Source organism: Streptomyces sp. NPDC004647 (genome assembly GCF_040609575.1).
Classification (GTDB): domain Bacteria; phylum Actinomycetota; class Actinomycetes; order Streptomycetales; family Streptomycetaceae; genus Streptomyces.
In genome coordinates this window covers 55,466-79,472 of record NZ_JBEXKU010000010.1, presented here as the reverse complement: position 1 = coordinate 79,472, position 24,007 = coordinate 55,466, and the positions used below count along the sequence as shown (strand labels likewise).

The following is a 24,007-nucleotide window of genomic DNA, read 5'->3' as shown; positions in this document are numbered from 1 at the left end:
CACGTTGGACGCACAAGGGGGTAATTCAGCAATGGAGAGCGGACCCGCGATCTTCGCCGGGACGGTGTTCATCCTGTTCGGGGCGGCATTGCTGCTGTGGACGGGGGCGCGCGTGAAACTCCGCGCGCCGGTGGCATACGACGTGAGCCCCGTCGCATCCGTGCTCCTCGCGATCCTCTTCGCCGTCGCCTCCCTCGGCCTCGGCATCTGGTGCCTCGGCCTGGCCTGATTGCGCGCTTCCGGGGCCTCGCGGCGGGCTCCTGTTCGTACTCCCCGCATACGGTGCTCCTAGGTCGGCGGTCGGTCCGGGCGGCAGACAGGACGCTTGTCGGGTTACCGTTCGAGTGGCGTTGCTGGCTTTTCCCGTTTGACACGGGGCCGGGAGGTACGGTCACACTCCGCAGCGTCACCGCACTGCCGATACCACCTGGCGTCGACCGGAGAGAAGAGCGAAGTTGTCCCCGACCAGCGAGACCGCCGCAGCCAACGAGAGGGCACAGCGCGGCCGCCGACTCGTCATCGTCGAGTCGCCTGCCAAGGCGAAGACGATCAAGGGCTATCTCGGCCCGGGCTATGTCGTCGAGGCCAGCGTCGGGCACATCCGCGACCTGCCCAATGGCGCGGCCGAGGTCCCCGCGAAGTACAAGGGCGAGCCCTGGGCCCGCCTGGGCGTCAACGTCGACGAGGACTTCCAGCCGATCTACGTCGTCAACGCTGACAAGAAGAGCCAGGTCAGCAAGTTGAAGGAACTGCTGGCGGAATCCGACGAGCTCTACCTCGCCACTGATGAGGACCGGGAGGGCGAGGCCATCGCCTGGCACCTCCAGGAAGTCCTCAAGCCCAAGGTCCCGGTCCGCCGGATGGTCTTTCACGAGATCACCAAGGAGGCGATCGACGAGGCCGTCTCCAACCCCCGCGAGCTCAACCAGCTCCTGGTCGACGCCCAGGAGACCCGCCGTATCCTCGACCGCCTCTACGGCTACGAGGTCTCGCCGGTTCTCTGGAAGAAGGTCATGCCGCGGCTGTCCGCGGGCCGTGTGCAGTCGGTGGCCACCCGGCTCGTCGTCGAGCGGGAGCGCGAGCGCATCGCCTTCCGCTCCGCCGAGTACTGGGACCTGACCGGGACCTTCGCCACGGGCCGCGCGGGCGACGCCAGCGATCCCGGCACCTTCAACGCCCGCCTGACCACCGTCGACGGCCGGCGTATCGCACAGGGCCGGGACTTCGGCTCGACCGGGCAGCTCAAGGACGGCGCCACGGTTCTGCATCTGGACGAGGCCGCCGCCGGTGCGCTGGCGGCTGCGCTGCAGGAGACCTCGTTCTCCGTACGGTCCGTCGAGTCCAAGCCGTACCGTCGCTCGCCGTACGCCCCCTTCCGTACGACCACCCTCCAGCAGGAGGCGTCGCGCAAGCTGGGCTTCGGTGCGAAGTCGACGATGCAGGTGGCCCAGAAGCTGTACGAGAACGGCTTCATCACGTACATGCGTACGGACTCGACCACCCTGTCGGACACGGCAGTGGCGGCGGCCCGAGCGCAGGTCACGCAGCTGTACGGGTCGGACTACCTGCCGGACAAGCCCCGGATCTACGCGGGCAAGGTCAAGAACGCGCAGGAGGCCCACGAGGCGATCCGGCCCTCCGGCGACCGCTTCCGCACTCCGGCCGAGACCGGTCTGACCGGCGACCAGTTCCGTCTCTACGAGCTGATCTGGAAGCGGACCGTCGCCTCCCAGATGAAGGACGCGGTCGGCAACTCCGTGACCGTGAAGGTCGGCGGCCGGGCGAGCGACGGCCGGGACGCCGAGTTCTCCGCGTCCGGCAAGATCATCACCTTCCACGGCTTCATGAAGGCGTACGTCGAGGGCGCGGACGACCCGAACGCCGAGCTCGACGACCGTGAGCGCCGCCTGCCGCAGGTCGGCGAGGGCGACCCGCTCACCGCCGACAACATCACCGCGGACGGTCACGCCACCAAGCCTCCGGCCCGCTACACCGAGGCCTCGCTGGTCAAGGAGCTGGAGGAGCGCGAGATCGGCCGCCCGTCGACCTACGCGTCGATCATCGGCACCATTCTCGACCGCGGCTATGTCTTCAAGAAGGGCACGGCACTCGTGCCGTCCTTCCTCTCCTTCGCCGTCGTCGGCCTGCTGGAGAAGCACTTCGGCCGGCTCGTCGACTACGACTTCACGGCGAGGATGGAGGACGACCTCGACCGCATCGCGCGCGGCGAGGCCCAGGCCGTGCCGTGGCTGCGGCGCTTCTACTTCGGTTCGGAGGAGTCCGCCGCCGGCGCGGCCGCCGAGGCCGGCAACGGCGACGGCGACCACCTCGGCGGTCTGAAGGAGCTGGTCACCGACCTGGGCGCGATCGACGCCCGCGAGGTGTCCTCGTTCCCCATCGGCGAGGGCATCGTGCTGCGCGTCGGCCGGTACGGCCCGTACGTCGAGAAGGCCTCCGAGGTCGAGGGCGAGACCGGCCAGCGCGCCGACGTGCCCGACGACATGCCGCCGGACGAGCTGACCGTCGAGCTGGCCAAGGAGCTGCTGGCCAAGCCGAGCGGTGAGCGCGTGCTGGGCAGTGACCCGGACACCGGCCGGGCCATCGTGGCCAAGGACGGCCGCTACGGTCCGTACGTCACCGAGATCCTGCCCGAGGACACCCCGAAGACGGGGAAGAACGCGATCAAGCCGCGGACCGCCTCGCTCCTGAAGTCGATGTCCCTGGACATGGTGACGCTGGAGGACGCGCTCAAGCTGATGTCGCTGCCGCGCGTCGTCGGGACCGATGCCGAAGGCGTGGAGATCACTGCACAGAACGGCCGCTACGGTCCGTATCTGAAGAAGGGCACGGACTCCCGGTCGCTGGAGAGTGAGGAACAGCTCTTCACGATCACGGTGGACGAGGCCCTGGCGATCTACGCGCAGCCGAAGCAGCGCGGGCGGGCCGCGGCCAAGCCGCCGCTGAAGGAGCTGGGCACCGACCCGGTCAGCGAGCGTCCGGTCGTCGTCAAGGACGGCCGCTTCGGCCCGTACGTCACGGACGGCGAGACCAACGCGACGCTGCGCCGCGACGACGAGGTCGAGACGATCACGCCGGAGCGCGGATACGAACTGCTGGCCGAGAAGCGCGCCAAGGGTCCGGCGAAGAAGACCACGAAGAAGGCCGCCAAGAAGGCCCCGGCGAAGAAGGTCACCACGGCCAAGAAGACCGCGGCCAAGAAGGCGGCCCCCGCGAAGAAGACGGCGGCCAAGAAGACCACGTCCAAGAAGACGACGTCCAAGAAGACGACGTCCAAGAAGACGACGAGCGCGGCGAAGACGACGGCGAAGAAGACTGCCACGAAGACCGTGCCGGAGGCGGAGGACTCGGCCTGACATCGTGCCCGGCGGCCCTGGGTCGCCGGGCGTCGAGTCATTGCTCCCTTGCTGAGTGGGCGTTCGAGCAGGTCAGGTGCGGTTCGTTGGGGCTTCACGGCAGGGTGGGAGGCGACAGCCCCGTCCCTCTGGGGGCAACCCGCGCGCACTGATCGTTCGCGACGGGCGGGCACTTGTTCGGACAGGCCAACAGGGATTCAGACAGTCCGGATAGGCTGGCCGGATGACGCGAGCCGAGCAGCCAACGGTCGTGACCCCCACATCCGACGCCCTTGCCGCAGATTCACGCGAGCGCGCCGTACGAGCCCTGCTGCGCTTCCCCCCGCTCCGGCGGCTGTGGAGCGCCCAGCTCGTCAGCGGTATCGGTGACGCACTCGCCCTGCTGGTCCTCCTCCTGCTGTCGCTCCAAGCGGCAGTGGCCGAGGACTCCTTGGGTGGCGGCTATCGCGGTGCAGCCCTCGCGGTTGCCGCGGTGTTCGGAGCACGGCTGGTCGCAACCCTTCTCTTCGGGGCGGTCCTCCTGGGCCCGCTCTCCTCGCTCACCGCACCGGGGGCGAAGGGGCGCGGAGCGCCTTCGAAGGCAGGCAGTAGCGGGCAACGGCAGGGCGGGCCGCTGGACCGCCGCTGGACCATGATCGGCGCGGACGGGGTACGGCTCGCGCTTCTGGTCATCGCCCCGCTCTGGATCGACTGGACCCCCGAGAACGCCCTCGCCGTACTTCTGATCACCGTCTTCGTCGCGGGAGTCGCCGAGCGCTTCTGGACGGTCGCCAAGGAGAGCGCCGCCCCGGCGCTGCTCCCCGCCCCGCCCGCCGAGGGTGCCGCCGTACGGCCGCTGCCCGACCACATCGACGCGCTGCGCAGGCTCTCCCTCCGTACGAGCTTCGTGGCCCTGCCCATCGCCGCGGCATCGCTCGTCCTCATCACGCTGATCGGGAATCTGCTCGGTGTCGGCATCGAGTGGTTCCATCTGCACCAGGTCGCCCTCGGCTCCTATGTCGCTGCCGGGCTGTTCGCCGCCTCCGTATCGGTCCTCTACTTCGTCGAACTGCCCGGCACGCAGACACCGCGCGCACGCTCCCCGCTGGAGGGTCTGCGCCGTCCGAAGGCCGGCGCGGCTGCCGAGAAGGGCCGTACGGGCGCGATCCCGCTGCTCGTTCTCACCTGTGCCGCCGTCGCCGGGGCGGTCTCGGCGTCCGTCGCGGTCGCCGCGCTGCACGCCGGCGACCTCGGGGGCGGGCCGGTCGGTTTCTCCCTGCTCGTTCTCGCGCTGACCGGCGGTACGGTCGCCGGAATCCGGCTCGCTCCGCGGGTGCTGCCCGCGCTGTCCCGGCGCCGGCTGCTCGCGCTCGCCACCGCCGTCACCGGCCTCGGCCTGCTCGCCGCGGGCCTGGTCCCCGACCCGACGACCGTGCTGCTGCTGGTGCTGCTCGCGGGCACATCGGCCGGGATCGCCGCCAACACCGGGCACACGCTGATCGACCAGGAGTCCGAGGAGCACCGGCGGGCCCGTACGACCGATCATCTGTACGCCGTCGTCCGCGTCTTCGTGGCGCTGGGCGCGGTCGCCGCGGCGCTGCTCGCGGCCGCGATCGGCCCGCACCGGATCGCGGACGGCTCGTTCGTCTTCGCGCACGGCGGTGCCGCCTTCACGCTGATGCTCGTCGGCGCGCTGCTGCTGCCCGTCGCGGCGCTGGTGCTCGGCAAGACCGACGACCGGTCGGGAGTGCCGCTGCGCCGGGATCTGCGGGACGCGCTGCGCGGCGGGGAGCCCGACCAGGCCCCCGCCCCGACCGGCTTCTTCATCGCCCTGGAGGGCGGCGACGGAGCCGGGAAGTCCACCCAGGTCGAGGCGCTCGCGGAGTGGATCCGCGGCAAGGGCCACGAGGTCGTCGTGACACGCGAGCCGGGGGCGACCGCCATCGGCAAGCGGCTGCGCTCGATCCTGCTGGATGTGTCCAGCACCGGGATCTCGCACCGGGCGGAGGCACTGCTGTACGCGGCCGACCGCGCCGAACACGTCGACTCGGTCGTACGGCCCGCCCTCGCGCGGGGCGCCGTGGTCATCACCGACCGCTACATCGACTCCTCCGTCGCCTACCAGGGCGCGGGCCGCGATCTGTCACCGACCGAGATCGCCCGGATCTCCCGGTGGGCCACGGACGGGCTCGTGCCGCACCTCACCGTCCTGCTGGACGTCCTGCCGGAGACCGCGAGGGAACGGTTCACCGAGGCCCCCGACCGGCTGGAGTCCGAGCCCCCCGAGTTCCACGCGCGCGTGCGTGCCGGATTCCTCACCCTCGCCGCCGCCGACCCGGCGCGCTACCTGGTGGTCGACGCCGGGCAGGAGCCGGAGGCCGTCACGACGGTCGTACGGCACCGGCTCGACCAGGTGCTGCCGCTGTCGGACGCGGAGATCAAGGCGCGGGAGGAGGCCCGCAAGGCCGCCGAGGAGGAGCGCAAACGCCGTGAGGCGGAGGAGGCCGCGCGGAAGGCCGAGGAGGAGCGGCTGGAGCGCGAGCGCCAGGAACAGCTCGCGAAGCTGCGCGCCGAGGAGGAGGAGCGCAAGCGGTGGGAGCTGGAAGAGGCACGGCGACTCGAGGCCGAGCGCCAGGCCGAGGAAGCCCGGCACCGTGCGGAGGAAGCCCGGCGGCTGGCCGAGGAGGAGCGCGTACGGCGCGAGGCGGAGGAGCGGGCGCGCGCCGCTGAGCAGGAGCGGCTGCGGCGCCGGGCCGAGGAGGAGGCCCGGCTGCGGGCCGAGGCCGAGGAGCGCCGTCTGGAGAAACAGCGCAAGGCGGAGGAGGCGCTGCTGCTGGCGGAGCGGGCGCGCAGGGCGGCAGCGCCGACGGACGACGCCGTGACGGTGGAGACGCCGACTGTGGGGAAGGACCGCCACCCTGACGACGCCTCAGGATCCGGCTCGGACTCTGGTTCCACCCCCGGCTCCACCAGCGAATCCGAGGTGACACAGACGGTCCCGACGCCGCGGGTGGACCCGCGCAGGGGTGAGGACGAGACGGCGGTTCTGCCGCCGGTACGTCCCGAGGGCACCCCCGACGCCGAGGAGACGGCCGTTCTGCCGCAGCCGCCGGTGTCCGGGCCCGCGGACGAGACGGCGGTTCTGCCGCCCGTACGGCCGGACGAGCCCGGCCCTGGCCAGGCCCGGCCGCCGCGCACGGGCGCGTCCGCGGACCCGGCGGACCGGGTGCCGCCCTGGATGTTCCGGGCGGGGGACCGCGAGCCGGAGGCCCCGCGGCAGGGGGAGACCGAGCGCACGCGTGAGATGCCGCAGGTCGGCGGCCAGGGCGCCGAGAGCTCACAGCCCCGCTCCCGCCGTCGGCCGGAATGGGCGGAGGAGACGCCCTTGGACGACCTCCCCACCCTGGCCGACGAACTCCTCGGCCCGCGCGACGATGACGACAACGGCCGCGGCGGGGGCCGAGGCGCCGGGGGGCGGCGCTAGGTGTATTGCCCATGACCGTTGTTAACGGCCGTGGGTCTTGATCATGGCGAAGACCTCCGGTGTGGTGGAGGTGTCTAGGCTCCACACCACGCACGGATGTCCCACCGTCATGCCCGGCTGACCGTGGCGCAGGGCACGCACCGGCGGCGGAGAGTCGTGCTCGTACCGGGGCGCAGCCGGACGGGTCGGCAATGCGGCGGTGCCGTACCGGCCGAAGGCTGGGGTGCGTTGGCTGGAGCAGCCTCCTGGCTCCGCCGGGGCTCTGGTCCAAACGGAGTCAGGCGGAGGCTGCGACTATGCGCAGGTCGCCCGGACAGGTCCGGGTCCGGGTCCGCCGGGCGGGAGTCGCAGGCGCGAGTTCCCCGGAGCCGGCTGGGGGCTGCGCCGAGGATTCCTGCACCTCTGCTGCGCCCCCGCCTTGGCCGTGCAACGGGCGCGAGCACTGCCCTCACGCCCGGCCGTTGGTGCGGGCACGCCCACTCGCCCACCGGCCGACGCTGCGCCGGTGTGGGCGTCCTGCTCCGGATGTCGGTCCGGTGGACCACAATGGTGAGCCGCAGGGTGTACGGCACAGCGTGCACGGCAAGGTGGCGGCAGGAGAGACATGGCGGTTTGGGACGACCTCGTCGGGCAGGGGAGGGTGACGGAGCAGCTCGCGGCTGCCGCGCGTGATGCCGACGCGATCGTCACCGCCGCGGCCGCGGACAGAAGCGCCCCCCGGCCCGCCGCCACTCCTATGGGCGAGCCCGGTGCCGTGGAGACCTCGTCCTCGACGATGACGCACGCCTGGCTGTTCACCGGGCCGCCCGGCTCCGGACGATCCACAGCCGCCCGCGCCTTCGCCGCCGCACTGCAGTGCGTCAGCCCCGACCGGGCCCTCGGCGGGGCACCCGGCTGCGGGTTCTGCGACGGCTGCCACACCGCCCTCGTGGGCACGCACGCGGACGTGGACGTGATCCGTACCGACCTCCTCTCCATCGGTGTGAAGGACACCCGCGAGCTGGTCCGCCGTGCCCAGATGTCGCCCGCCAACGGCCGCTGGCAGGTGATCGTCCTGGAGGATGCCGACCGCCTCACCGAGGGCGCGGGCAACGTGCTGCTCAAGGCGGTCGAGGAGCCGGCGCCCCGTACCGTATGGCTGCTGTGCGCGCCGTCGATCGAGGATGTGCTCCCGACGATCCGTTCGCGCTGCCGCCTCCTCACCCTCCGCACGCCGCCTGTCGACGCCGTAGCGGACCTGCTGATGCGCCGCGACGGCATCGAGCCCGCGCTGGCGGCGTCGTCGGCCCGGGCGACTCAGGGGCACATCGGGCGCGCCCGGCGCCTCGCCACCGACGAACGCGCGCGGGCCCGCCGGACCACCGTGCTGAAGCTGCCGCTCCGGATCGATGACGTCGGTGGCTGTCTGAAGGCGGCGCAGGAGCTGGTGGACGCGGCGGCCGAGGACGCCAAGCAGGTGGCCGAGGAGGTCGACGCGAAGGAGACCGAGGAGCTGCGCGCCGCCCTCGGCGCCGCGGCCGGCACCGGCGGGAGAATGCCCCGCGGTACCGCCGGCGCGATGAAGGAGCTCGCGGACCGGCAGAAGAGGCGCGCGACCCGCACCCAGCGCGACAGCCTCGACCTGGCGCTCACCGATCTCACGGGCTTCTACCGGGACGTGCTGGCCCTGCAGATCGGCTCTTCGGTGGCGATCGCCAACACCGAGGTGCAGGACGCGCTGCGGCGGGTCGCGGAGGGTTCCACCGCGGAGAGCAGTCTCCGCCGCATGGAGGCGGTGCTCGCCTGCCGTGACGCACTGGACCGCAATGTCGCGCCGCTGCTGGCGGTCGAGGCGATGACGATGGCCCTGCGAGCAGGGTGAGCCGGGGCGGATCGGAGGAGGGGTGACGGAAGGGCGGCAGGTCGGAAGCGCGGAAGGGCCGTACGGACCCGGCCCTCACCCGTATGGGGACGGCGGACAGCGCATGGAGCGTGACCAGGCGGATACTCTCCGATCACGCGACGTGAAGAACTGAGGGATCGCATGGACACCAGCCGTCTGCTCCGCACCTCCGGCACCGTTCTCGCCGTCGCGGGCCTCCTGATCTCCGGCTGTTCGTCCGGGAGTTCCACCCCGAGAGCGTCGGCCTCGCCACAGTCCGGAGAGCGCGCCGGGGGCCGGATGAAGGCCGGTGGAGTAAAGGTGCTCGAGCCGCTCCCCACCGCGATCCCGGCCGGTCTCAAGCCGTATTACGAGCAGAAGCTCCGCTGGCGGGCGTGCGGAGCGGAGGGTTTCGAGTGCGCCACGATGAAGGCGCCCCTCGATTACGACGACCCGGACGCGGGTGAGGAAGTGGGGCTTGCCGTCTCCCGTGTGGCGGCCACCGGCCCCGGCGAGCGCCTCGGCTCGCTGCTGGTGAATCCGGGCGGTCCCGGCAGCTCCGCGGTCGGCTATCTGCAGAACTACGCCGGGATCGGTTACCCGGCGCCGGTCCGCGCGCAGTACGACATCGTCGCGATCGACCCGCGCGGAGTCGCCCGCAGCGAGCCCGTCACCTGCCTGTCCGACAAGGACATGGACGCGTACACGCAGGTCGACCAGACCCCGGACGACCAGAACGAGACCGATGAACTCGTCGGCTCGTTCAAGAAGTTCGCGAAGGGCTGCGACAACCGTTCCGGGGAGGTCCTCGACCATGTCTCGACGGTCGAGTCCGCCCGGGACATGGATGTGCTGCGGGCCGCGCTGGGCGACAAGAAGCTGACGTACGTCGGTGCGTCGTACGGCACCTTCCTCGGCGCCACGTACGCCGGGCTCTTCCCGGGACGGTCGGGGCGGCTCGTCCTGGACGGCGCGATGGACCCCTCCCTGCCGGCTCTGCGGCTGAACCGCGACCAGACCGCCGGCTTCGAGACCGCCTTCACCGCCTTCGCCGAGGACTGCGTGGGGCGCGAGGACTGCCCGCTCGGCAGCAAGAGCGCGCAGGACGCGAGCAGGCGGTTGCAGGACTTCTTCAGGAAGCTCGACATGGCTCCGGTGCAGACCGGCGAGAGCCGTGAGCTGGGCGAAGCGCTCGGCACCACCGCGGTGATCTCCGCGATGTACGACGAGGGGGCGTGGCTGGAGCTGCGCAGCGCCCTGCAGTCGGCGATGGACGGCGACGGAGCCGCGCTGCTGAGGCTGGCCGACCGCTACTACGAGCGGGACTCGGACGGTTCGTACGCGAACCTCATGTTCGCCAACCCCGCGGTCAACTGCCTCGACCTCCCGGCTTCCTTCGGCGGGCCGGACGATGTGCGCAGGGAGCTGCCGTCCTTCCGCAAGGCGTCGCCGGTCTTCGGCACGGGCTTTGCGTGGGCGGCGATGAACTGCACGTACTGGCCGGTAAAGGCGGCCGGCGAACCGAACCGTATCGAGGCGAAGGGCGCGCCTCCGATCGTGGTGGTCGGCACGACCCGCGACCCGGCCACCCCGTACGTCTGGGCGCGGGGCCTGGCCGATCAGCTGAGCTCGGGGAGCCTGCTGACGTACGAGGGCGACGGCCACACGGCGTATGTGCGGGGCAGCGACTGCATTGACACGGCGATCAACACGTATCTCCTGGAGGGCCGGGCCCCGGCCGACGGCAAGCGGTGCAGCTGACTGTCCGGGCCCAGGTGTAACGGGGTCGCCCGGTGCCGCCACTGGCGGTCCTGGGACACCGCCGGGGGCGTCCCTCGCGGCGAGGTCGGCATAGTGCCCGGAATGGAAAGATTTGCTGCCATTCCTGGTGCTCGTGCCGGTCCCGATCCGCCTCCGCACGGGCTCCTGCGGGTGTGCGGGGCACCTCCGGTGACTGTGTAGACTTGGCGCCGTTGCGGATGCCGGTCTCGTTTTGCGGCCAGGTCTATCCGCAGCTCGCCGCCTTAGCTCAGTCGGCCAGAGCGACGCACTCGTAATGCGTAGGTCAGGGGTTCGACTCCCCTAGGCGGCTCCACTGAAGTCCAGCTCAGACCCGGTCTGAGCTGGGCTTTCTCGTTCAGCGGATGCGGCGGCGACGCCGGGCGCGGGCCGCGCGGGTATCGGCGGTCTCAGTTGTGGTCTCAGTGGGGCCCTGAAGGGGACCCTGCGGAGCAGGCACGAAGAACTCGCCCATGCGCCGCATCGCGTCCTTCGACAGGTGTGATCTGCCCTTCACGTACCGCCTCGTCTGGCTGATCTGGGTGTGCCGCAGGATCTCCATGATCGTGGGCATGTCGACGCCCAGCTCGTTCAGGATCGTGCCGGCCGTGTGGCGGCTCCCGTCGTACAGGCGGCGGTCATCGATCCCGGCCTCGGTGAGCAGCTCCTTGAACTCCTCGTAGTCGGCGCGCGGGTCCAGCGGGCGTCCGTCCGGCCGCGAGAACACGACGTGGTGCTCCTGCCACAGCTCCGCAGCGGCGGCTCGCATCTCCTCCTGTTGATCCTTGTGGTCGCGCAGGAACGGAATGAAGACGGGCGGGATCGGGACGGCGTTCCGGCTCTTCTTGGTCTTGGGGCGCGTGAAGACGAGCCCGCCCTCCTTGCGTTCGGGGCAGGCGCTCGCGTGCTTGGTGCACGTCTTGGTGCAGGGCTTCGGGCAGCCGCGCTTGTAGCCCTTGTGCGTGGCGCAGTTCGGCGGGCAGGGTTCGAAGCGATGGAGGCGTGCTCCGCAGGCGTGTGGGTCGCCGCAGCCGTGCCGCCACGTGAGGCGCTGGAGTTGCCACTCAGGGCGGAACAGCTCCGCCTCCAGGTCGACGTACGGCCACCGCAGTCCGAGCGTATCGCCCTGCCGGAACCCCATACCGACGCCGACGATCCAGCGCATGAACGTGGGCCGCTTTGCGGCGGCTTCGAGGAATGCCTTGGCCTCCTCCTTGGTGAAGGGATTGGCCTCGGTCTCGTCGACGCTCGGGGGGTCCACGAGCGTGGCGACGTTCTCTCCGACGATGCGGCGACGGTGGGCAATCTTCAGGGCGCGGGACAGGATGCGGTGCACCTTCACCACGTGGGAGGGGGCGTGCCCGGCATCGAGTAGTGCCCGGTACATCCGCTCCAAGTGCTCTGGCTGCAGCTTGTCGATGCGGTGTTGGCCAACGCCCGGGACGATGTCGTTGCGGGTCTTCGACCAGTAGTCGTCCAGGGAGCGCGGCTTGAGCTTCAGGCTCGCGATGTCGGTGAGGTACGTGTTCATCCACTGGGCGACCGTCGGCTTGCGGCCCGCAGCGGGGGCACGCTCCTGGTCGCGCTGACGCTCCAACTCCCTGACCTTGCGCTTGATTTCGGGCTCGGTCTTGGCGCGGCGATGGCGACGGTCGGGGCTTCCGTCGTTCTTCACGCCCATCGTGACGCGGCCGTGCCACCAGCCGTCGGTACCGAAGTAGATGGACGATTCCATGTTGGGCTTGCGGGGGCTCATGCGCTCCTCCATGCAGGAGGCGCCCCGAGCGCAGTGCTCGGGGCGGGACGTGCTCGGGTCAGTTGGGCAGTGTGGCGAGGTGCGCCACGAAGGCTTCGAGGTCAGCGCGCCGAATCCGGCGAGTGCGGCCCAACTTGATGTACTTCAGGGCGCCTTCAGCCATCAGCTCGTAGACGGTGGAGCGGCCGAGCGAGAGCGCTTCGGCTGCCTCCTCCGGCTTGTACAGCAGTCGGTCGACTGGGGCGGCAATCGCGGTGCTCATCCGGGGTGCCTCCTCGGCAGGGAAGGGGGAATCACCGACAGAACTGACAGAACCTCCCTGGCAGGCCGCTGACCTGCAATTTCATGGTGTCCGTGATCTTTGACAGAACTGAATTTTTTGCTGACAGAACCTCCGGTGCATGAGTTGTGTCAGCGGATGCTCGGCAGGGAGCGCGGAGGTTCTGTCGAGTTGTAATTCAGTTCTGTCAAAACCGCGATCACGGATGTTTGTGCAGGTCAGCGGCCGATGTCAGGGGTTCTGTCAGTTGTGTCAGCGGGTTGGGGGTTCTGTCAGAGCGCCCACGTGATGCGGGGGTGGGTCTCGTAGCGCGGCGACGGCGGCCGACCTCCCCGTCCGGTACGGGGTGGCGGCGGGAGTTGGCGGACCCAGCCGTGTTCTTCGAGCAGGCTCAGGGCGGGGTCGAGGTCCCCGATAGCGGGGAAGTCGGCCCGGCGCAGCATCCGGAACAGCTCCCGCTTGGTGAACTGCGCGGGCCGGTTGCTGACGAGTGTGGCCAGGACGTTCAGGCCCGCATCGTGAGCGGGGTCCGCGCTCATGACGGTGAACACGTCCAGGGCATGGGCGGTGAAGTAGACGCCAAGCTCGGTGGCGGCGGCCATGGTGGCGGCCTCGATGGGCTTGTGCCATCCGTCCTCGGGGTGGGCGGCCAGGTGCAGCAGCCCTGCGATGCGGGCCACGGCCCCGTCCCGCTTGGACGCCCACTTTACGATCGGAGCGAGAGGCCCATCCGGGCCGAGCCGCGATTCGGTGACCTTCTGGAAGGCCAGCAGGACGGCGTCGGCTTCCGGGGTGAGTTGGAGTAGTGCGGGGTCGGTCCAGCCTGCGAGGGCGAGTGTGAGGCCGCCCAAACGCTTGGCGTAGGTGGCCGCCGCCTCCTCGTCGAGGAGATCTGGGGTGAGGTTGCGGCGGCCGACCAGGGAGACGGGCTTGGAGTGCAAGAATCGGGCGAGCAGGCCGCGCCCGTCGGCCCCGTCGATGCGGTTGAGGGCGTCCAGTACTTCGGGTTGGACGGCCAGACCGATGGTGACGGCGGGGGCGTCGATGTGCTGGGCTTCGCGGCCCTGCCGATTGACGCGGACCATGTCGCCCGCGTGGCCTTTGAGGAACATGCCCATGTTGGGCTTGCCGGTGTAGCGCCCGGCGATGATGTCGAACAACTCGCCTTCCGCGCTGAGGCAGGAGATCCGACCGCCCTGTTGGTCGAGCAGCGTGCCCACGTTCTCCGGGGTCACGTCGTCGGCTACGAGCTGCGGAACGGCGGGCACGGTCATTTCCTCCGCCGTCTGCGCGAGGGAGACGGCGTCGGCGGTGAGCAGGTCGCGCTGTTCGGGGTCGGCGTTCGAGGCTTTGGCGGCGGCTTTGTCCGCAGCGGCCTTGGCCAGCCGCTGCGTGGTCTCAGCCTCCGCCCGCGCATGGCCGGACAGCTCGATGAGGGCTTTCTCTGCGGCGAGCAGGGGGCGCACCATCAGGTCGAACACGGCGGACTTGCGGTTGCCGGGGTCCAGCGCAACGGCGGTGTAGATGTTCACGGGCTCGCGCCAGTGGCCGCGCACACATACCTTCACTCGTCCGCCGGCCGCTGTGGCGATGGCCGCGAGAGCGAGGCAGCCGGCGAGGTCGGCGGGCGTCTGGGTCTCCTCTCGTCGCGACAGTGCGCGTTGAAGCTCGGTGCACTGCGGCGGGTACCTCGTGTCCAGGCTGCGGGACGTGGTCCGTCCGGGTTCACGGCTCGTACCTGCGGTTTCCCGCTGATGTCCCGAGCGCGGGACGAAGCGTCGTACTCCAGATGCGGGTCCGCCGGTTCACCTGCCAGAACGACGAATGCGGGCGCCGCACGTTCGTCGAGCAGGTAGCCGGCCTGACCCGAAGGCACGCCCAGAGGACCGAGCGGCTGCGCTCGACTCTGGCCGCGATTGGTCTCGCTCTCGCGGGCCGGGCCGGCGCCCGCCTGGCCCACGTCTTCGGCGTGTCTGTCAGCCGTAGCACGGTCCTGCGACTGGTCGATGCACTTCCGGAGCCGGAGGAGTCCCCCCCCGCGGGTGGTCGGCGTCGATGAGTACGCCACCCGCAAGGGCCGCCTCTACGGCACCGTCCTCGTAGATGTCGAAACCCGCCGTCCCGTCGTCCTGCTGCCCGACCGGGAGGCATTGAGCCTGGCCACGTGGCTGGCCCAGAGGCCGGGGATCGAGGTCGTGTGCCGGGACCGTGCGCCGTTCTTCGCCGAGGGCGCTACCGCCGGTGCACCGCAGGCCGTTCAGGTCGCGGACCGGTGGCATCTCTGGCACAACCTCAGTGAGGCCGCCGAGCGGAGCATCGCCCAGCACCGTCGGTGCCTGCGCGTCCTGGTTCCTCAGACACCTGAGACGCCTGAGGCCGAGCCCGGCCCTGTGGAGGAGTCGCCCGGCTCACCGTGGCCGACCGGTCACCGGTTTGCCGACCGTACGCGGACCATTCACTCCACCGTTCATGCCCCTGGTGGAGGCAGGGCACAGCCGTCGCGCGATCCAACGCCAGCTCGGCATGACGAGCCGAACCGTCAAACGGTACGCAGACGCCGCCAAGCCGGAAGACCTCTTCACCGGTCAGTGGCAGACCCGGGCCTCCGTCCTCGATGAGTACAAGATCTACCTCGACGACCGCTGGAACGAGGGCTGCACCAACGCCTGGAAACTGTGGGAAGAGATTGTCCCGCTCGGCTACAAGGGCAGCTACCAGCGCGTTCGCGCCTACCTCCGCCAGAAGCGCACCTCGCCACGGCCCGTGACCGCCCGGCCCCCATCGCCCCGGGATGTCGCCGGATGGGTTCAGCCCTCGCCCGGATCCCTCTCCGAGACCGAACAGCTCCACCTGAAGAGCGTCCGGGCCAACTGCCCCGAACTCGATGCTCTCACCAGGCACGTCCGCTCCTTCGCAGCCATGCTCGCCGAGCGCCAGGGCGAGCGTCTGCCGGACTGGCTTGACGCCGTCCGCCAGGACGATCTCCCCAGCCTCCACACCCTCGCCGCAGGCATCGACCGCGACCGCGACGCCGTCATCGCTGGCCTGACTCTCCCCTGGAACTCGGGCGTCGTCGAAGGCCATGTCAACCGGATCAAGATGCTCAAACGCCAGATGTTCGGCCGTGCGGGCTTCGCCCTCCTGCGGAAGCGAGTCCTGCTCGCGCCATGACACCGTTGTTGCTCAACGCGGCGATGCCTGGATGGCAAGTTCAGCATTGGTGCTGAAATCGACCGGCGCAAGGCCCGTCAACGTGGCGACATCACTGGTGACCGCCTCGAAGCGTTGCTCACGCACCGACTCGAACATGCTGGTGAAGGCGTAGACCCACCACGGTGCGACGCCTTGACGCAAAAGCAGCGAGCTGAAATCTGTCGGCTCGATGTCAATCTTCTTGACCGGGTACGGGCTGAACCGAGCGGCAATGTCAGCGAGTTCGGCAAGCTCGTAGCTGCGTCCGCCGGTTGCCTTCACCAGGGCGCCGGAGCGGCGGACAGCGCACTCGGCCAGGCAACGCGCAACATCCCCACGTGAAACCAGCGACACCCGACCATCGCCCATGGGCAGAGCAAGGTCGCCGGATGCTGCCGCCTCGACGACCCAGCGCGTGAAGAACTCGCCGTAGATAGAGGCTCTCACGACCGTGTGTGGAAGATGCCTGTCACGCAGCATTCTCTCGGTCTCCCGGTGCACCGGGGCAAAACAGAACGGCGAGTCCAGCTCAAGATCGAGGATGCTCAGATACACAACGTGCTCGACTCCCGCCCGAGCGGCCGCGTCCAGAACGTTGATGTGATGGACGAGCATCGGGGCTGCCTCGCCATCGCTGGCTATGAAGACCAGCGTTCCGACGCCAGTCAGAGCTGCTGCCATCTCCTCGCGCGACGTGTAGTCGGCTCGGCGCACTGCCGCTACTCGGTGAAGATCAATGAATCGAGACGGCTCCCGGACCAACGCGAGCACGTCCGTGTGCCCTGCATCCACAAGCCGTCTCACGACGGCACCGCCAACGTGGCCCGATGCTCCTGTCACCGCGGTCGGTCGCGTCATCATGACGAAACCCTAAGCGCTTGGAACAGGGACTACAGGCCCTGGCCCTCCCGGTGCTGGCGCTGAACGAGGATTGCGCCCTCGTAGCCATATAGCGCATATGGGATCGAGTGACGCAGGTTCATAGATGGCATCCGGACACGGTGACCGCCTGGGGCACAGGTGATCTGATCGGACAGGTGTGTCGAGCACGGTGACTCACCGTTGCTGGCCACAGAAGTTGCGCCAGAACCCGGATCACGACAGCGGTTGTTCAGCACTCTGGGAGGCGCCCGCCCGGGGGCGAGGTCAATGTTCACGAGAACGGACAGCACCCGTCGGCTGACTCCCCATCCAGGGCAGGGGTGGCTTTCCTGAGCCTCGGCACCCGTAGTAGCCGACCCGGGTCGCTTATAGGTCATCACGTGTGTGATGACTACATCGTGTGGAGTCGGAGAGAACGATCCAGGCGGCCATGGTGGTCGCTGGCGCCGGCTTCCTGCTGCGCTTCCCGCGGAAAGGCAAGGTAGACCGGCTTGGTCCTCGATCCTCGGGGGTGTCGCCGGACCGTTCACCTCGCCTGCGGCGCACCTCCGTGGTGCGATGGAACGGGGGTAGGAAGGAGAGAGTGATGGTCCCACCAGGAGCGGAGCGCAAGAGTGGCGCGGCCCCGGTATCAGTCCGCCCGCTGGATGAGGCGGACCTGGATCGGGCCGATGAGATCTGCAGGGTCGCCTTCGGGACCTTCCTGGGGGCACCTGATCCGTTCGGGACCGTCGACTACGTCCGCACCCGCTGGGCGGCCGATCCACAGGCGGCGTTCGCGGCGACGGTCGAGGGCGAAGTGGTTGGATCGAACTTCGCCGCCAACTGGGGCAGCGTCGGGTTTTTCGGACCGCTGACCGTACGTCCGGATCTGTGGGACCAGGGCATCGGCAGGCGTCTGATGGAGCCGGTCATCGACTGCTTCGACGCCTGGGGAAATCGCCACCTCGGCCTGTTCACCTTCTCGCACAGTCCCAAGCATCTTGAGCTCTACCGCCGGTACGGCTTCTGGCCTCGATTCCTCACAGCCATCATGAAGAAGCAGGTCACAGACGGTGCCGCAGTCCCCGGCCGGGTGCTCTATGGCGAGCTGCCCGCCGCCGAGCGGCCCGACGCGCTGAGCCTCTGTAGCGCACTGACCGGAGCCGTGTACGAGGGCCTGAGCCTGGAACGCGAGATCGTAGCCGCGCACGCGCAGGGACTCGGTGACACCATCCTGCTCCATGGCGCCGGCTCCGAGCTCGACGGCCTGGCCGTCTGCCACTGCGGAGCCGGGTCGGAGGCTGGCGCGGACGTGTGCTTCGTCAAATTCGGCGCCGTACGTCCTGGTCCGGAGGCCGCCGACCGGTTCGAGCGACTGCTCGACGCGTGCGAGCGGCTGGCCGCCGAGCGCGGGCTGAGGCAACTGGACGCTGGCATGAACCTGGGCCACCCGGATGCCTACCGGCGCATGATCGACCGCGGTTTCCGCACCTGGTTGCAGGGCGTGACCATGCACAGGCCCAACGAACCCGGGTACAGCCACCCCGACGCGTATGTGATCGACGACTGGCGTTGACCAACCACCGCGCTCGGCCCGCTAGGAAGGCCCGGTGCTGTCAGAACCCCTGAATATTCCGAGCCAGTGCCGACGGCAAGACACCTCCTGGACCACTGTCGAAGTGCTGTCCGTTCCTGCGGATAAAGCCATCCCCTCCTCCGGGAAGCTTGCCGTACCTCAACCCGCGACCGACGGAACACGGACTCGTGGACGAAACCGCAGCTCCGAGACCCGTGACATGACGGCAGTCTTTGACGGCAACACCGGTGCACATTGCCGTAACGGATTTACGGACGAGAGCCCTGCGCTAGAGCGCATCGACTGAGTCGCTGTCGCCTGCTCGATGGGCGCGCCTCGGAGCGATCCAGCCATTCCGTCTGGCCGGTGCTTGGTCGGCAGGTAGCTGAGGTAGCTACCGGACGTCTTGCCGGAACGGATCAAGGGGTGGCTATGCCTGGAGTGAACGAGGTTCGGGCTCGTCTTCCTGGGGTCCGCCTGGTGGATGACCTCTGACGCGTAAGTAGTCGCAACTCAGGATGGTCATGGGGAGAGCTGGGGCCCGGTGGCAGTGATGGTCGCCGGATGTTCGGCGCTGGGGCTCGGGCGGCGTTGTCGGTCGGGTCGAGGCTGACGCTGTAGCCGGGCCGGGCTGGTTGAGGGCTGTGATCGCGCGGCGGGTGGTGCGTTCGGGGTCGCGCCCTGCGGCCGGCCGCTACTGCTCCAGCGGCCCGAGCTGTTCGACGATCTTCGCGAGGGCCAGGATGGCGTCGGTCTCGGCGCTGGTGCGCCAGACCAGTGCCCATCGGGCCGGCGCGGCGTCGTGGATGGGGACATAGGCGACGTCGGGCCGTGCGAAGTAGCGGGTGGCCTGCAGGTGCACCGGCGACACGGCCTCGCCGGTGGACAAGATCGGCAGCATCTCCAGGAAGTCGGAGGCGGTCGGCCCGACCGGGATGGGACGGCCACTGGGGGTGTGCGACGGCACCATGGCCTCGCGCCAGTACGCGGGCGCGGCGCCGCCGATGGTGATCTGGTCGGCGAGGTCCTCGTGGGAGACCGACGCCTGGCGCGCCAGCGAGTGGGAGGAGGAGACGGCGAGCACCACCGGCTCGATGTGGATCACTGGGCCCACTGTCAGATCGGGCTCCCGGACGGGAAGCCAGACCAGGGCGATGTCGAGTTCTCCGGCGCGCAGCCCGGCGAAGGGGTCGGCGAATCCGATGGTGCGGATCTGCACCTCGACGCCGGGGCGCGCGGCGGCGAACGCGTCGAAGTAAGGCCGCAGATCGTCCACATTGGCGGCGATCATGCCCAGGCGCAGCACGCCGACCGTCCCCCGGGCCGCCTGCTCGGCGCGCCGCAGGCTCTCCCGCAAGTGGCGGTGGACCGGCGCCAGGTCGTCGACCAGCTGACGCCCGATCGGGGTGAGCACCACCTTGCGGCTGGTCCGCTCGAACAGCGCCGCGCCTATGCGGCCCTGCGCCTTGACGCACTGGCTGACCCGGGACGGAGTGATGTGCAGCCGCTCCGCGGTCCTGCCGAAGTGCAGTTCCTCGGCGAGCACCAGCAGAATCTCGATGTCCCGCAACTCCACGACGACTCCCGTGACTCGGCCTGCTTGAGAACGCGCCACGCTACCCCGCCGCGGGGGTCGGCGCACTGCTGGTCGGCCGCAGTCGCGTCAGCCGCTCCGCGCCGCCTTCGGTGCGGCGGGTGCCGCGCTTCGGCGGACCGGATCGTTTAGCGCCGGGTTAACGCCGCTGCCCCATTTGAGTGTTGATCACCTCTCGTGCCGTGGTGCAGCCTGGGACGGCACCACACCCCGCCCCGCCCGCTGCCCCCACTCCGGAGCGGCGCTGCCTCCTGGCGGCACCGGCGACCGCGACCAGGGTCCGCGAGGCCGACACCGACCACAGCAGCCACACCAATCATCAAGAAACCAGGAGACTCAAGATGCGCACTCTGATCAGTTCCGCCTTTGTCTCGCTCGACGGCGTGGTGGAGGCACCGGGCGGCGAGCCCGGCTACCGCAACTCCGGATGGACGTTCAAGAACGTCGAGTTCATCGAGGCCGCCTACGAGATCAAGGGCCGGGAGCAGCGGGAAGCCGCCGCGATGATGTTCGGCCGCACCAGCTACGAGGCGTTCAGCCCCGTCTGGCCGGACATGGCGGAGTTCGCCGACTACAAGGAGAAGCCGAAGTACGTCGTCTCCACCACCCTCACCGAGGGAGACCTGGTGGACAACTGGGGTAAGACGACGATCCTGCGGTCGCTGGAGGAGGTCGCCGCGCTGAAGAAGACCGACGGCGGCCCGATCATCATCCACGGCAGCGCCACGCTGAACCGCAACCTCTCCGACGCCGGCCTGATCGACCGCTACCACCTTCTCGTCTTCCCGGTTCTGCTGGGCGCGGGCAAGCGCCTGTTCAGCACCACCGACAAGGACGCGCAGCAGCTGAAGCTGGTCGAGCACGAGGCGTACGCCAACGGCATGCAGAAGAACGTCTTCGACGTCGTGCGCTGACACGTCGCGGACCCCATCCGCTGCGGCGGGTGATCAAGGGGGCCGGGCCCGGCTCCACAGGAGCCGGGCATCCCGGCAGATCTTCAGGTGCCGCAACCGGGCAATGCGGGCGACCGCGAGGTGGTCGCAGGGACATCTTGTGAAGGGACACGGCTGATGAAGTTCGCTCTGGTGTACGCCCTGCGACCCCGTGCAGGCGGGGCCCGGGCATGGTGAGATCGACGAATGGGTGGAATTGGATGCTGCGTTGAAGGCGGCCGGGAGTTTCGTCCACGAGTCCGGGTTCCACCCGGCAGGCCAGGCGCAGACCGTCATGGTTCGGGACGGACAGGCCCAGGTGCGGGCCGGCGCTGTGATCGGCGCGGGGGCCACGGTCGCCGGATACATCGAGGTCGAGGTGGCGGACGAGGACGCCGCGCTGTCCTGGGCCGAGCGGGTGCCGACGGCTCGCTACGGGCAGGTCGAGGTCCGCCGGATCGTCGAATACCAGGCAGCCCAGCTTCTGACCGGTCACGGATGCAGCGATGAGTCTGCCCGGCCCGGAGAGTCTCACCACCGATATCGACAACACAGGAGGAACAGATGTCTCAGCTACTGAGAGTTCAGAACTTCACCGTCTCGAGTGACGGATTCGGTGCCGGCGAGGACCAAAGTCTTGAGCGTCCTTTCGGCCACGCCGATCCCGGGAAGCTGGTCGCCTGGGCCGGCGCCACGGCGAGCTGGCCCGGGCGCACCGACCCCGGTGGCAGCCGCGGCCTCGACGACTACTTCACGCGGGACTTCGCGCGCAACATCGGCGCCGAGATCATGGGCCGCAACAAGTTCGGGCCGCAGCGCGGCCCCTGGCAGGACCACGAGTGGCAGGGCTGGTGGGGAGACGAACCTCCGTTCCACACCCCGGTGTTCGTCATGACCCACCACAAGCGTCCTTCGTTCACACTCTCCGACACGACCTTCCACTTCGTCGACGGCGACCCGGCCACGGTCCTCGCACAGGCGCGGGAGGCGGCGCAGGGCAAGGACGTCCGGCTCGGCGGCGGGGCCACCACCATCCGGCAGTTCCTCGATGCCGACCTCGTCGACACCCTGCATGTGGCGGTCTCGCCGGTGAAGCTCGGATCCGGGGCACGGCTCTGGGAGTCACCCGATGAGCTGCTCGACCGGTTCCACCTGGAGGTCGTGCCCAGTCCGAGCGGTGTGACGCACCACCTGTTCTGGCGAAAGTGACCGGCTGGCCCCGGCCGGGCTGTTTTGCCTCCCGGGGCTGCCCTGAAGCGGGCCGTCGAGTCGCGTCTCAGGTGGTCAGCTGGCCTTGGCGGGTTCCTCGGCTCCGGAGTCGGTCGGTGATGACCCGCTTCACCGCCCATTAGGAGTCGGTGCCGGTCTCGATGATCGTGCCGTTGAACGTCAGGCGGTCGACGATGGCCGTGGTGGCGGCCTGCTCGGTCAAGCCTCAATCCAGGAGTCCGGCGTGGTGGGCGAGGATGGCCGCCTGGACGCGATTGGTGCAGGAGAGCTTGGTGAGGATCCGGCTGACATGGGTCTTCACCGTCGCCTCGCTCATCCCGAGGGCGGCGGCGATGTCGGTGTTGGACAACCCGCCGCCCAGCTCCGCGAGCACCTCGCGCTCCTTCGCCGTCAGCACCTGGAGCCGTTCTCGGGCTTCCGTCCTGCGGCGGTCGTCCCGAGTATCGCGCGCGTCGTCGGCCGCGAAGTGCCGCAGCAGCCGCCGGGTCACCCGCGGCGCGAGCATCGCGTCGCCGCGAGCGGCGCTGCGCACCCCGGTGATCATCTCCTCCGCCGAGGCGTCCTTGAGCAGAAAGCCCACGGCGCCGTTGCGGATCGCCGCGCGCACGTACTCGTCCAGGTCGAAGGTGGTGAGGACAACGACGCGCGGGGCGGAGGCAGCCTGTGTGATCCGCTCGGTGGCGGTCAGCCCGTCGGCCCCCGGCATGCGGATGTCCATCAGGACCACGTCGGGCCGCAGGGCCGCGGCCATGCGCTGCGCGGCGGCGCCGTCGGCGGCCTCGCCCACCACCGTCAGATCGGGTGCGGACTCCATGATGGTGCGCAGCATCGAGCGCACCATCCACTCGTCGTCCACGATCAGCACCCGCGTCGGGTCACTCCCGCTCATCGGACTGCCTCCGGCCTGACCGCATTCGGGTCGAGCGGGACCTGCGCGGAGATCTCGAATCCGCCCTCCGGGGTCGGCCGGGCGTCCAGGGTGCCGCCCAGGAGCCGGATCCGCTCGGCGATGCCGAGCAGGCCGTGTCCGCCGCTCGGCAGGCCCTGCTCGGGTCCGGCGGCGCCATGCTCATTGGTCACCGCCAGGTGCAGCAGCTGCGGGGTGCAGGAGATCCGGACGCGGGTCCTGGCCCGTCCCGCGTGTTTGCGGACGTTACTCAGGGCCTCCTGGACGACGCGGTAAACGGCATGCTCGATCAGGGCGGGTAGACCCGCGGCCGCCGCTCCGATGGGGTCGGCCGTCTCCAGGGTGACCGGTGTGCCCGCCCGGCGCGAGGCGTCGACCAACGCCTCCAGGTCGGCCAGACCGGGTTGCGGCGCGGTCGGCGCCGCCTCGTCGGCGCGCAACACGCCTACCAGCGAGCGGAGTTCAGTTAGTGCCTCGCGTCCGATGGCGCCGATCTGCCGGCCGATGGTGACGGCGTTGTCGCCTTTGGTCGCCTCCAGGGCCGTGGCATGGAGCACGATCAGCGACACCCTGTGGGTGACGACATCGTGCATATCGCGGGCGATCTGGGCGCGCTCGTCGCTGCGTGCCCGCTCCACCCGCTGCTGCTGCTCGCGCTCGGCCCGCTCGGCCCGCTCGCGCAGCCCCGCCAGCAACTCGCGGCGCGTCCCCACGTACAGCCCGATCAGTGCCGGGACGACACCGATCGCCAGGCCCATGGGGGCGCTGGCATCGGGGCCGCCCATCCGCCAGACCGGGACGATCACCACCGCCAGGACGGCGGTGGTGGCGACCGCCGACTTGCGCCAGGAGGCCGTCCGCTCCGCCAGCGTGAACTGGGCGAGCATCACCACGATCCACGCCGACAGGACCACAAAGGCGGTAAGAGCGGCGACCAGCAGCAGCTCCGGACGGCGTCGTCGCTGCCAGACCGCCGCGCCGACCAGCAGCCCCAGCCCGGCAGCCAGCCACAGGGGCGGCTGCCCGCCGGGATAGTCGACATACGCGAATTTCGCCGAACCGCCGTCCCGGGTAGCCGTGCTGACGGCCACGGCCACGGCCACGGCAACCGCGACCCGCACCTCGATGACCGGGCGGAAGCGTCTGACGGCCGCCGCGTACCGGGAACTCCGTTCCATGGCGCACGACCCTAACCGGAC

Annotated in this window: 19 protein-coding genes and 1 tRNA gene; 13 read left to right on the top strand and 7 right to left on the bottom strand. The window is 69.8% G+C overall.

Features of this window, described 5'->3' with window-relative positions:
* Window positions 1-31: 31 nt before the first annotated feature.
* The 6 genes from ABZW18_RS06810 (at window position 32) to ABZW18_RS06785 (ending at window position 10,793) form a co-directional block, all read left to right on the top strand.
* Complete coding sequence (locus ABZW18_RS06810) at window positions 32-229, top strand: hypothetical protein (RefSeq protein WP_356183082.1); 198 nt, start codon at window positions 32-34, stop codon at window positions 227-229.
* 226 nt (window positions 230-455) lie between these two features.
* The gene (topA, locus tag ABZW18_RS06805; protein ID WP_356183079.1) at window positions 456-3,374 is read left to right on the top strand and encodes a type I DNA topoisomerase; all 2,919 of its coding nucleotides are present in this window, start codon (window positions 456-458) and stop codon (window positions 3,372-3,374) included.
* A 223-nt stretch (window positions 3,375-3,597) separates the two neighbouring features.
* Window positions 3,598-6,837 carry a dTMP kinase gene (gene tmk / locus ABZW18_RS06800; RefSeq protein WP_356183077.1) on the top strand — a complete coding sequence of 1,080 codons (3,240 nt, stop codon included), beginning with the start codon at window positions 3,598-3,600 and terminating at the stop codon, window positions 6,835-6,837.
* A 604-nt stretch (window positions 6,838-7,441) separates the two neighbouring features.
* Window positions 7,442-8,698, top strand: coding sequence for a DNA polymerase III subunit delta' (locus tag ABZW18_RS06795; protein WP_356183074.1), 1,257 nt, complete (start codon window positions 7,442-7,444; stop codon window positions 8,696-8,698).
* 162 nt (window positions 8,699-8,860) lie between these two features.
* Window positions 8,861-10,459: an alpha/beta hydrolase gene (locus ABZW18_RS06790; RefSeq protein ID WP_356183071.1), complete on the top strand. Its 1,599-nt coding sequence runs from the start codon at window positions 8,861-8,863 to the stop codon at window positions 10,457-10,459.
* A 257-nt stretch (window positions 10,460-10,716) separates the two neighbouring features.
* A tRNA-Thr gene (locus ABZW18_RS06785) sits at window positions 10,717-10,793 on the top strand.
* Window positions 10,794-10,835: 42 nt separating this feature from the next.
* Here the strand turns inward: ABZW18_RS06785 and ABZW18_RS06780 are convergent.
* The 3 genes from ABZW18_RS06780 to ABZW18_RS06770 form a co-directional block, all read right to left on the bottom strand.
* Window positions 10,836-12,233: a tyrosine-type recombinase/integrase gene (locus tag ABZW18_RS06780; protein WP_356183068.1), complete on the bottom strand. Its 1,398-nt coding sequence runs from the start codon at window positions 12,231-12,233 to the stop codon at window positions 10,836-10,838.
* Between the two features lie 58 nt (window positions 12,234-12,291).
* Complete coding sequence (locus ABZW18_RS06775) at window positions 12,292-12,495, bottom strand: helix-turn-helix domain-containing protein (protein ID WP_356183065.1); 204 nt, start codon at window positions 12,493-12,495, stop codon at window positions 12,292-12,294.
* 290 nt (window positions 12,496-12,785) lie between these two features.
* A complete protein-coding gene (locus ABZW18_RS06770; protein ID WP_356183198.1) occupies window positions 12,786-14,168 on the bottom strand; it encodes a YfjI family protein in 1,383 nt (460 codons plus the stop codon).
* Here ABZW18_RS06770 and ABZW18_RS06765 point away from each other — a divergent pair.
* The 3 genes from ABZW18_RS06765 to ABZW18_RS06755 are packed head-to-tail and all read left to right on the top strand — an operon-like array spanning window position 14,168 to window position 15,684.
* A complete protein-coding gene (locus tag ABZW18_RS06765; RefSeq protein WP_356183062.1) occupies window positions 14,168-14,572 on the top strand; it encodes a transposase family protein in 405 nt (134 codons plus the stop codon). The genes ABZW18_RS06770 and ABZW18_RS06765 overlap by 1 nt on opposite strands.
* Entirely contained in the window at window positions 14,520-15,131 is a 612-nt protein-coding gene (locus ABZW18_RS06760; protein WP_356183059.1) for a transposase, read from the top strand. The genes ABZW18_RS06765 and ABZW18_RS06760 overlap by 53 nt, the downstream gene beginning before the upstream one ends.
* On the top strand, window positions 15,037-15,684 hold the full coding sequence (locus ABZW18_RS06755) for a transposase (protein ID WP_356183056.1): 648 nt from the start codon (window positions 15,037-15,039) through the stop codon (window positions 15,682-15,684). The genes ABZW18_RS06760 and ABZW18_RS06755 overlap by 95 nt, the downstream gene beginning before the upstream one ends.
* Window positions 15,685-15,696: 12 nt before the next feature.
* Here the strand turns inward: ABZW18_RS06755 and ABZW18_RS06750 are convergent, their stop codons facing one another.
* Window positions 15,697-16,563: an NAD(P)H-binding protein gene (locus tag ABZW18_RS06750; protein ID WP_356183196.1), complete on the bottom strand. Its 867-nt coding sequence runs from the start codon at window positions 16,561-16,563 to the stop codon at window positions 15,697-15,699.
* A 610-nt stretch (window positions 16,564-17,173) separates the two neighbouring features.
* On the opposite strand from ABZW18_RS06750, the gene ABZW18_RS06745 reads away from it, so the two are divergent.
* Window positions 17,174-18,145 carry a GNAT family N-acetyltransferase gene (locus ABZW18_RS06745; protein ID WP_356183053.1) on the top strand — a complete coding sequence of 324 codons (972 nt, stop codon included), beginning with the start codon at window positions 17,174-17,176 and terminating at the stop codon, window positions 18,143-18,145.
* A 694-nt stretch (window positions 18,146-18,839) separates the two neighbouring features.
* Here ABZW18_RS06745 and ABZW18_RS06740 read toward each other — a convergent pair.
* Window positions 18,840-19,721, bottom strand: a complete 882-nt coding sequence (locus ABZW18_RS06740) for a LysR family transcriptional regulator (RefSeq protein ID WP_356183051.1) — start codon at window positions 19,719-19,721, stop codon at window positions 18,840-18,842.
* Window positions 19,722-20,080: 359 nt separating this feature from the next.
* Between ABZW18_RS06740 and ABZW18_RS06735 the strand changes: the two genes are divergently transcribed.
* The 3 genes from ABZW18_RS06735 to ABZW18_RS06725 all read left to right on the top strand — a co-directional run bounded on the left by ABZW18_RS06735 (window position 20,081) and on the right by ABZW18_RS06725 (window position 21,880).
* On the top strand, window positions 20,081-20,653 hold the full coding sequence (locus tag ABZW18_RS06735) for a dihydrofolate reductase family protein (protein WP_356183049.1): 573 nt from the start codon (window positions 20,081-20,083) through the stop codon (window positions 20,651-20,653).
* Between the two features lie 229 nt (window positions 20,654-20,882).
* Entirely contained in the window at window positions 20,883-21,251 is a 369-nt protein-coding gene (locus ABZW18_RS06730) for a YciI family protein (RefSeq protein ID WP_356183046.1), read from the top strand.
* On the top strand, window positions 21,236-21,880 hold the full coding sequence (locus tag ABZW18_RS06725) for a dihydrofolate reductase family protein (protein ID WP_356183044.1): 645 nt from the start codon (window positions 21,236-21,238) through the stop codon (window positions 21,878-21,880). Before ABZW18_RS06730 ends, ABZW18_RS06725 begins: the two co-directional genes overlap by 16 nt.
* Window positions 21,881-22,106: 226 nt before the next feature.
* On the opposite strand, the gene ABZW18_RS06720 is transcribed toward ABZW18_RS06725, so the two are convergent.
* Complete coding sequence (locus ABZW18_RS06720; protein WP_356183042.1) at window positions 22,107-22,790, bottom strand: response regulator transcription factor; 684 nt, start codon at window positions 22,788-22,790, stop codon at window positions 22,107-22,109.
* On the bottom strand, window positions 22,787-23,986 hold the full coding sequence (locus ABZW18_RS06715; protein ID WP_356183039.1) for a histidine kinase: 1,200 nt from the start codon (window positions 23,984-23,986) through the stop codon (window positions 22,787-22,789). Before ABZW18_RS06715 ends, ABZW18_RS06720 begins: the two co-directional genes overlap by 4 nt.
* Window positions 23,987-24,007: the final 21 nt, after the last annotated feature.

Coding starts and splice junctions, on each gene's coding strand:
- tmk (WP_356183077.1), top strand. CDS start 3,598: ATGACGCGAGCCGAGCAGCCAACGGTCGTGACCCCCACATCCGACGCC.
- ABZW18_RS06810 (WP_356183082.1), top strand. CDS start 32: ATGGAGAGCGGACCCGCGATCTTCGCCGGGACGGTGTTCATCCTGTTC.
- ABZW18_RS06775 (WP_356183065.1), bottom strand. CDS start 12,495: ATGAGCACCGCGATTGCCGCCCCAGTCGACCGACTGCTGTACAAGCCG.
- ABZW18_RS06735 (WP_356183049.1), top strand. CDS start 20,081: ATGCGCACTCTGATCAGTTCCGCCTTTGTCTCGCTCGACGGCGTGGTG.
- ABZW18_RS06715 (WP_356183039.1), bottom strand. CDS start 23,986: ATGGAACGGAGTTCCCGGTACGCGGCGGCCGTCAGACGCTTCCGCCCG.
- ABZW18_RS06795 (WP_356183074.1), top strand. CDS start 7,442: ATGGCGGTTTGGGACGACCTCGTCGGGCAGGGGAGGGTGACGGAGCAG.
- ABZW18_RS06760 (WP_356183059.1), top strand. CDS start 14,520: ATGCACTTCCGGAGCCGGAGGAGTCCCCCCCCGCGGGTGGTCGGCGTC.
- ABZW18_RS06780 (WP_356183068.1), bottom strand. CDS start 12,233: ATGAGCCCCCGCAAGCCCAACATGGAATCGTCCATCTACTTCGGTACC.
- ABZW18_RS06750 (WP_356183196.1), bottom strand. CDS start 16,563: ATGACGCGACCGACCGCGGTGACAGGAGCATCGGGCCACGTTGGCGGT.
- ABZW18_RS06720 (WP_356183042.1), bottom strand. CDS start 22,790: ATGAGCGGGAGTGACCCGACGCGGGTGCTGATCGTGGACGACGAGTGG.
- ABZW18_RS06755 (WP_356183056.1), top strand. CDS start 15,037: ATGACGAGCCGAACCGTCAAACGGTACGCAGACGCCGCCAAGCCGGAA.
- ABZW18_RS06790 (WP_356183071.1), top strand. CDS start 8,861: ATGGACACCAGCCGTCTGCTCCGCACCTCCGGCACCGTTCTCGCCGTC.
- ABZW18_RS06725 (WP_356183044.1), top strand. CDS start 21,236: ATGTCTCAGCTACTGAGAGTTCAGAACTTCACCGTCTCGAGTGACGGA.
- ABZW18_RS06745 (WP_356183053.1), top strand. CDS start 17,174: ATGGTCCCACCAGGAGCGGAGCGCAAGAGTGGCGCGGCCCCGGTATCA.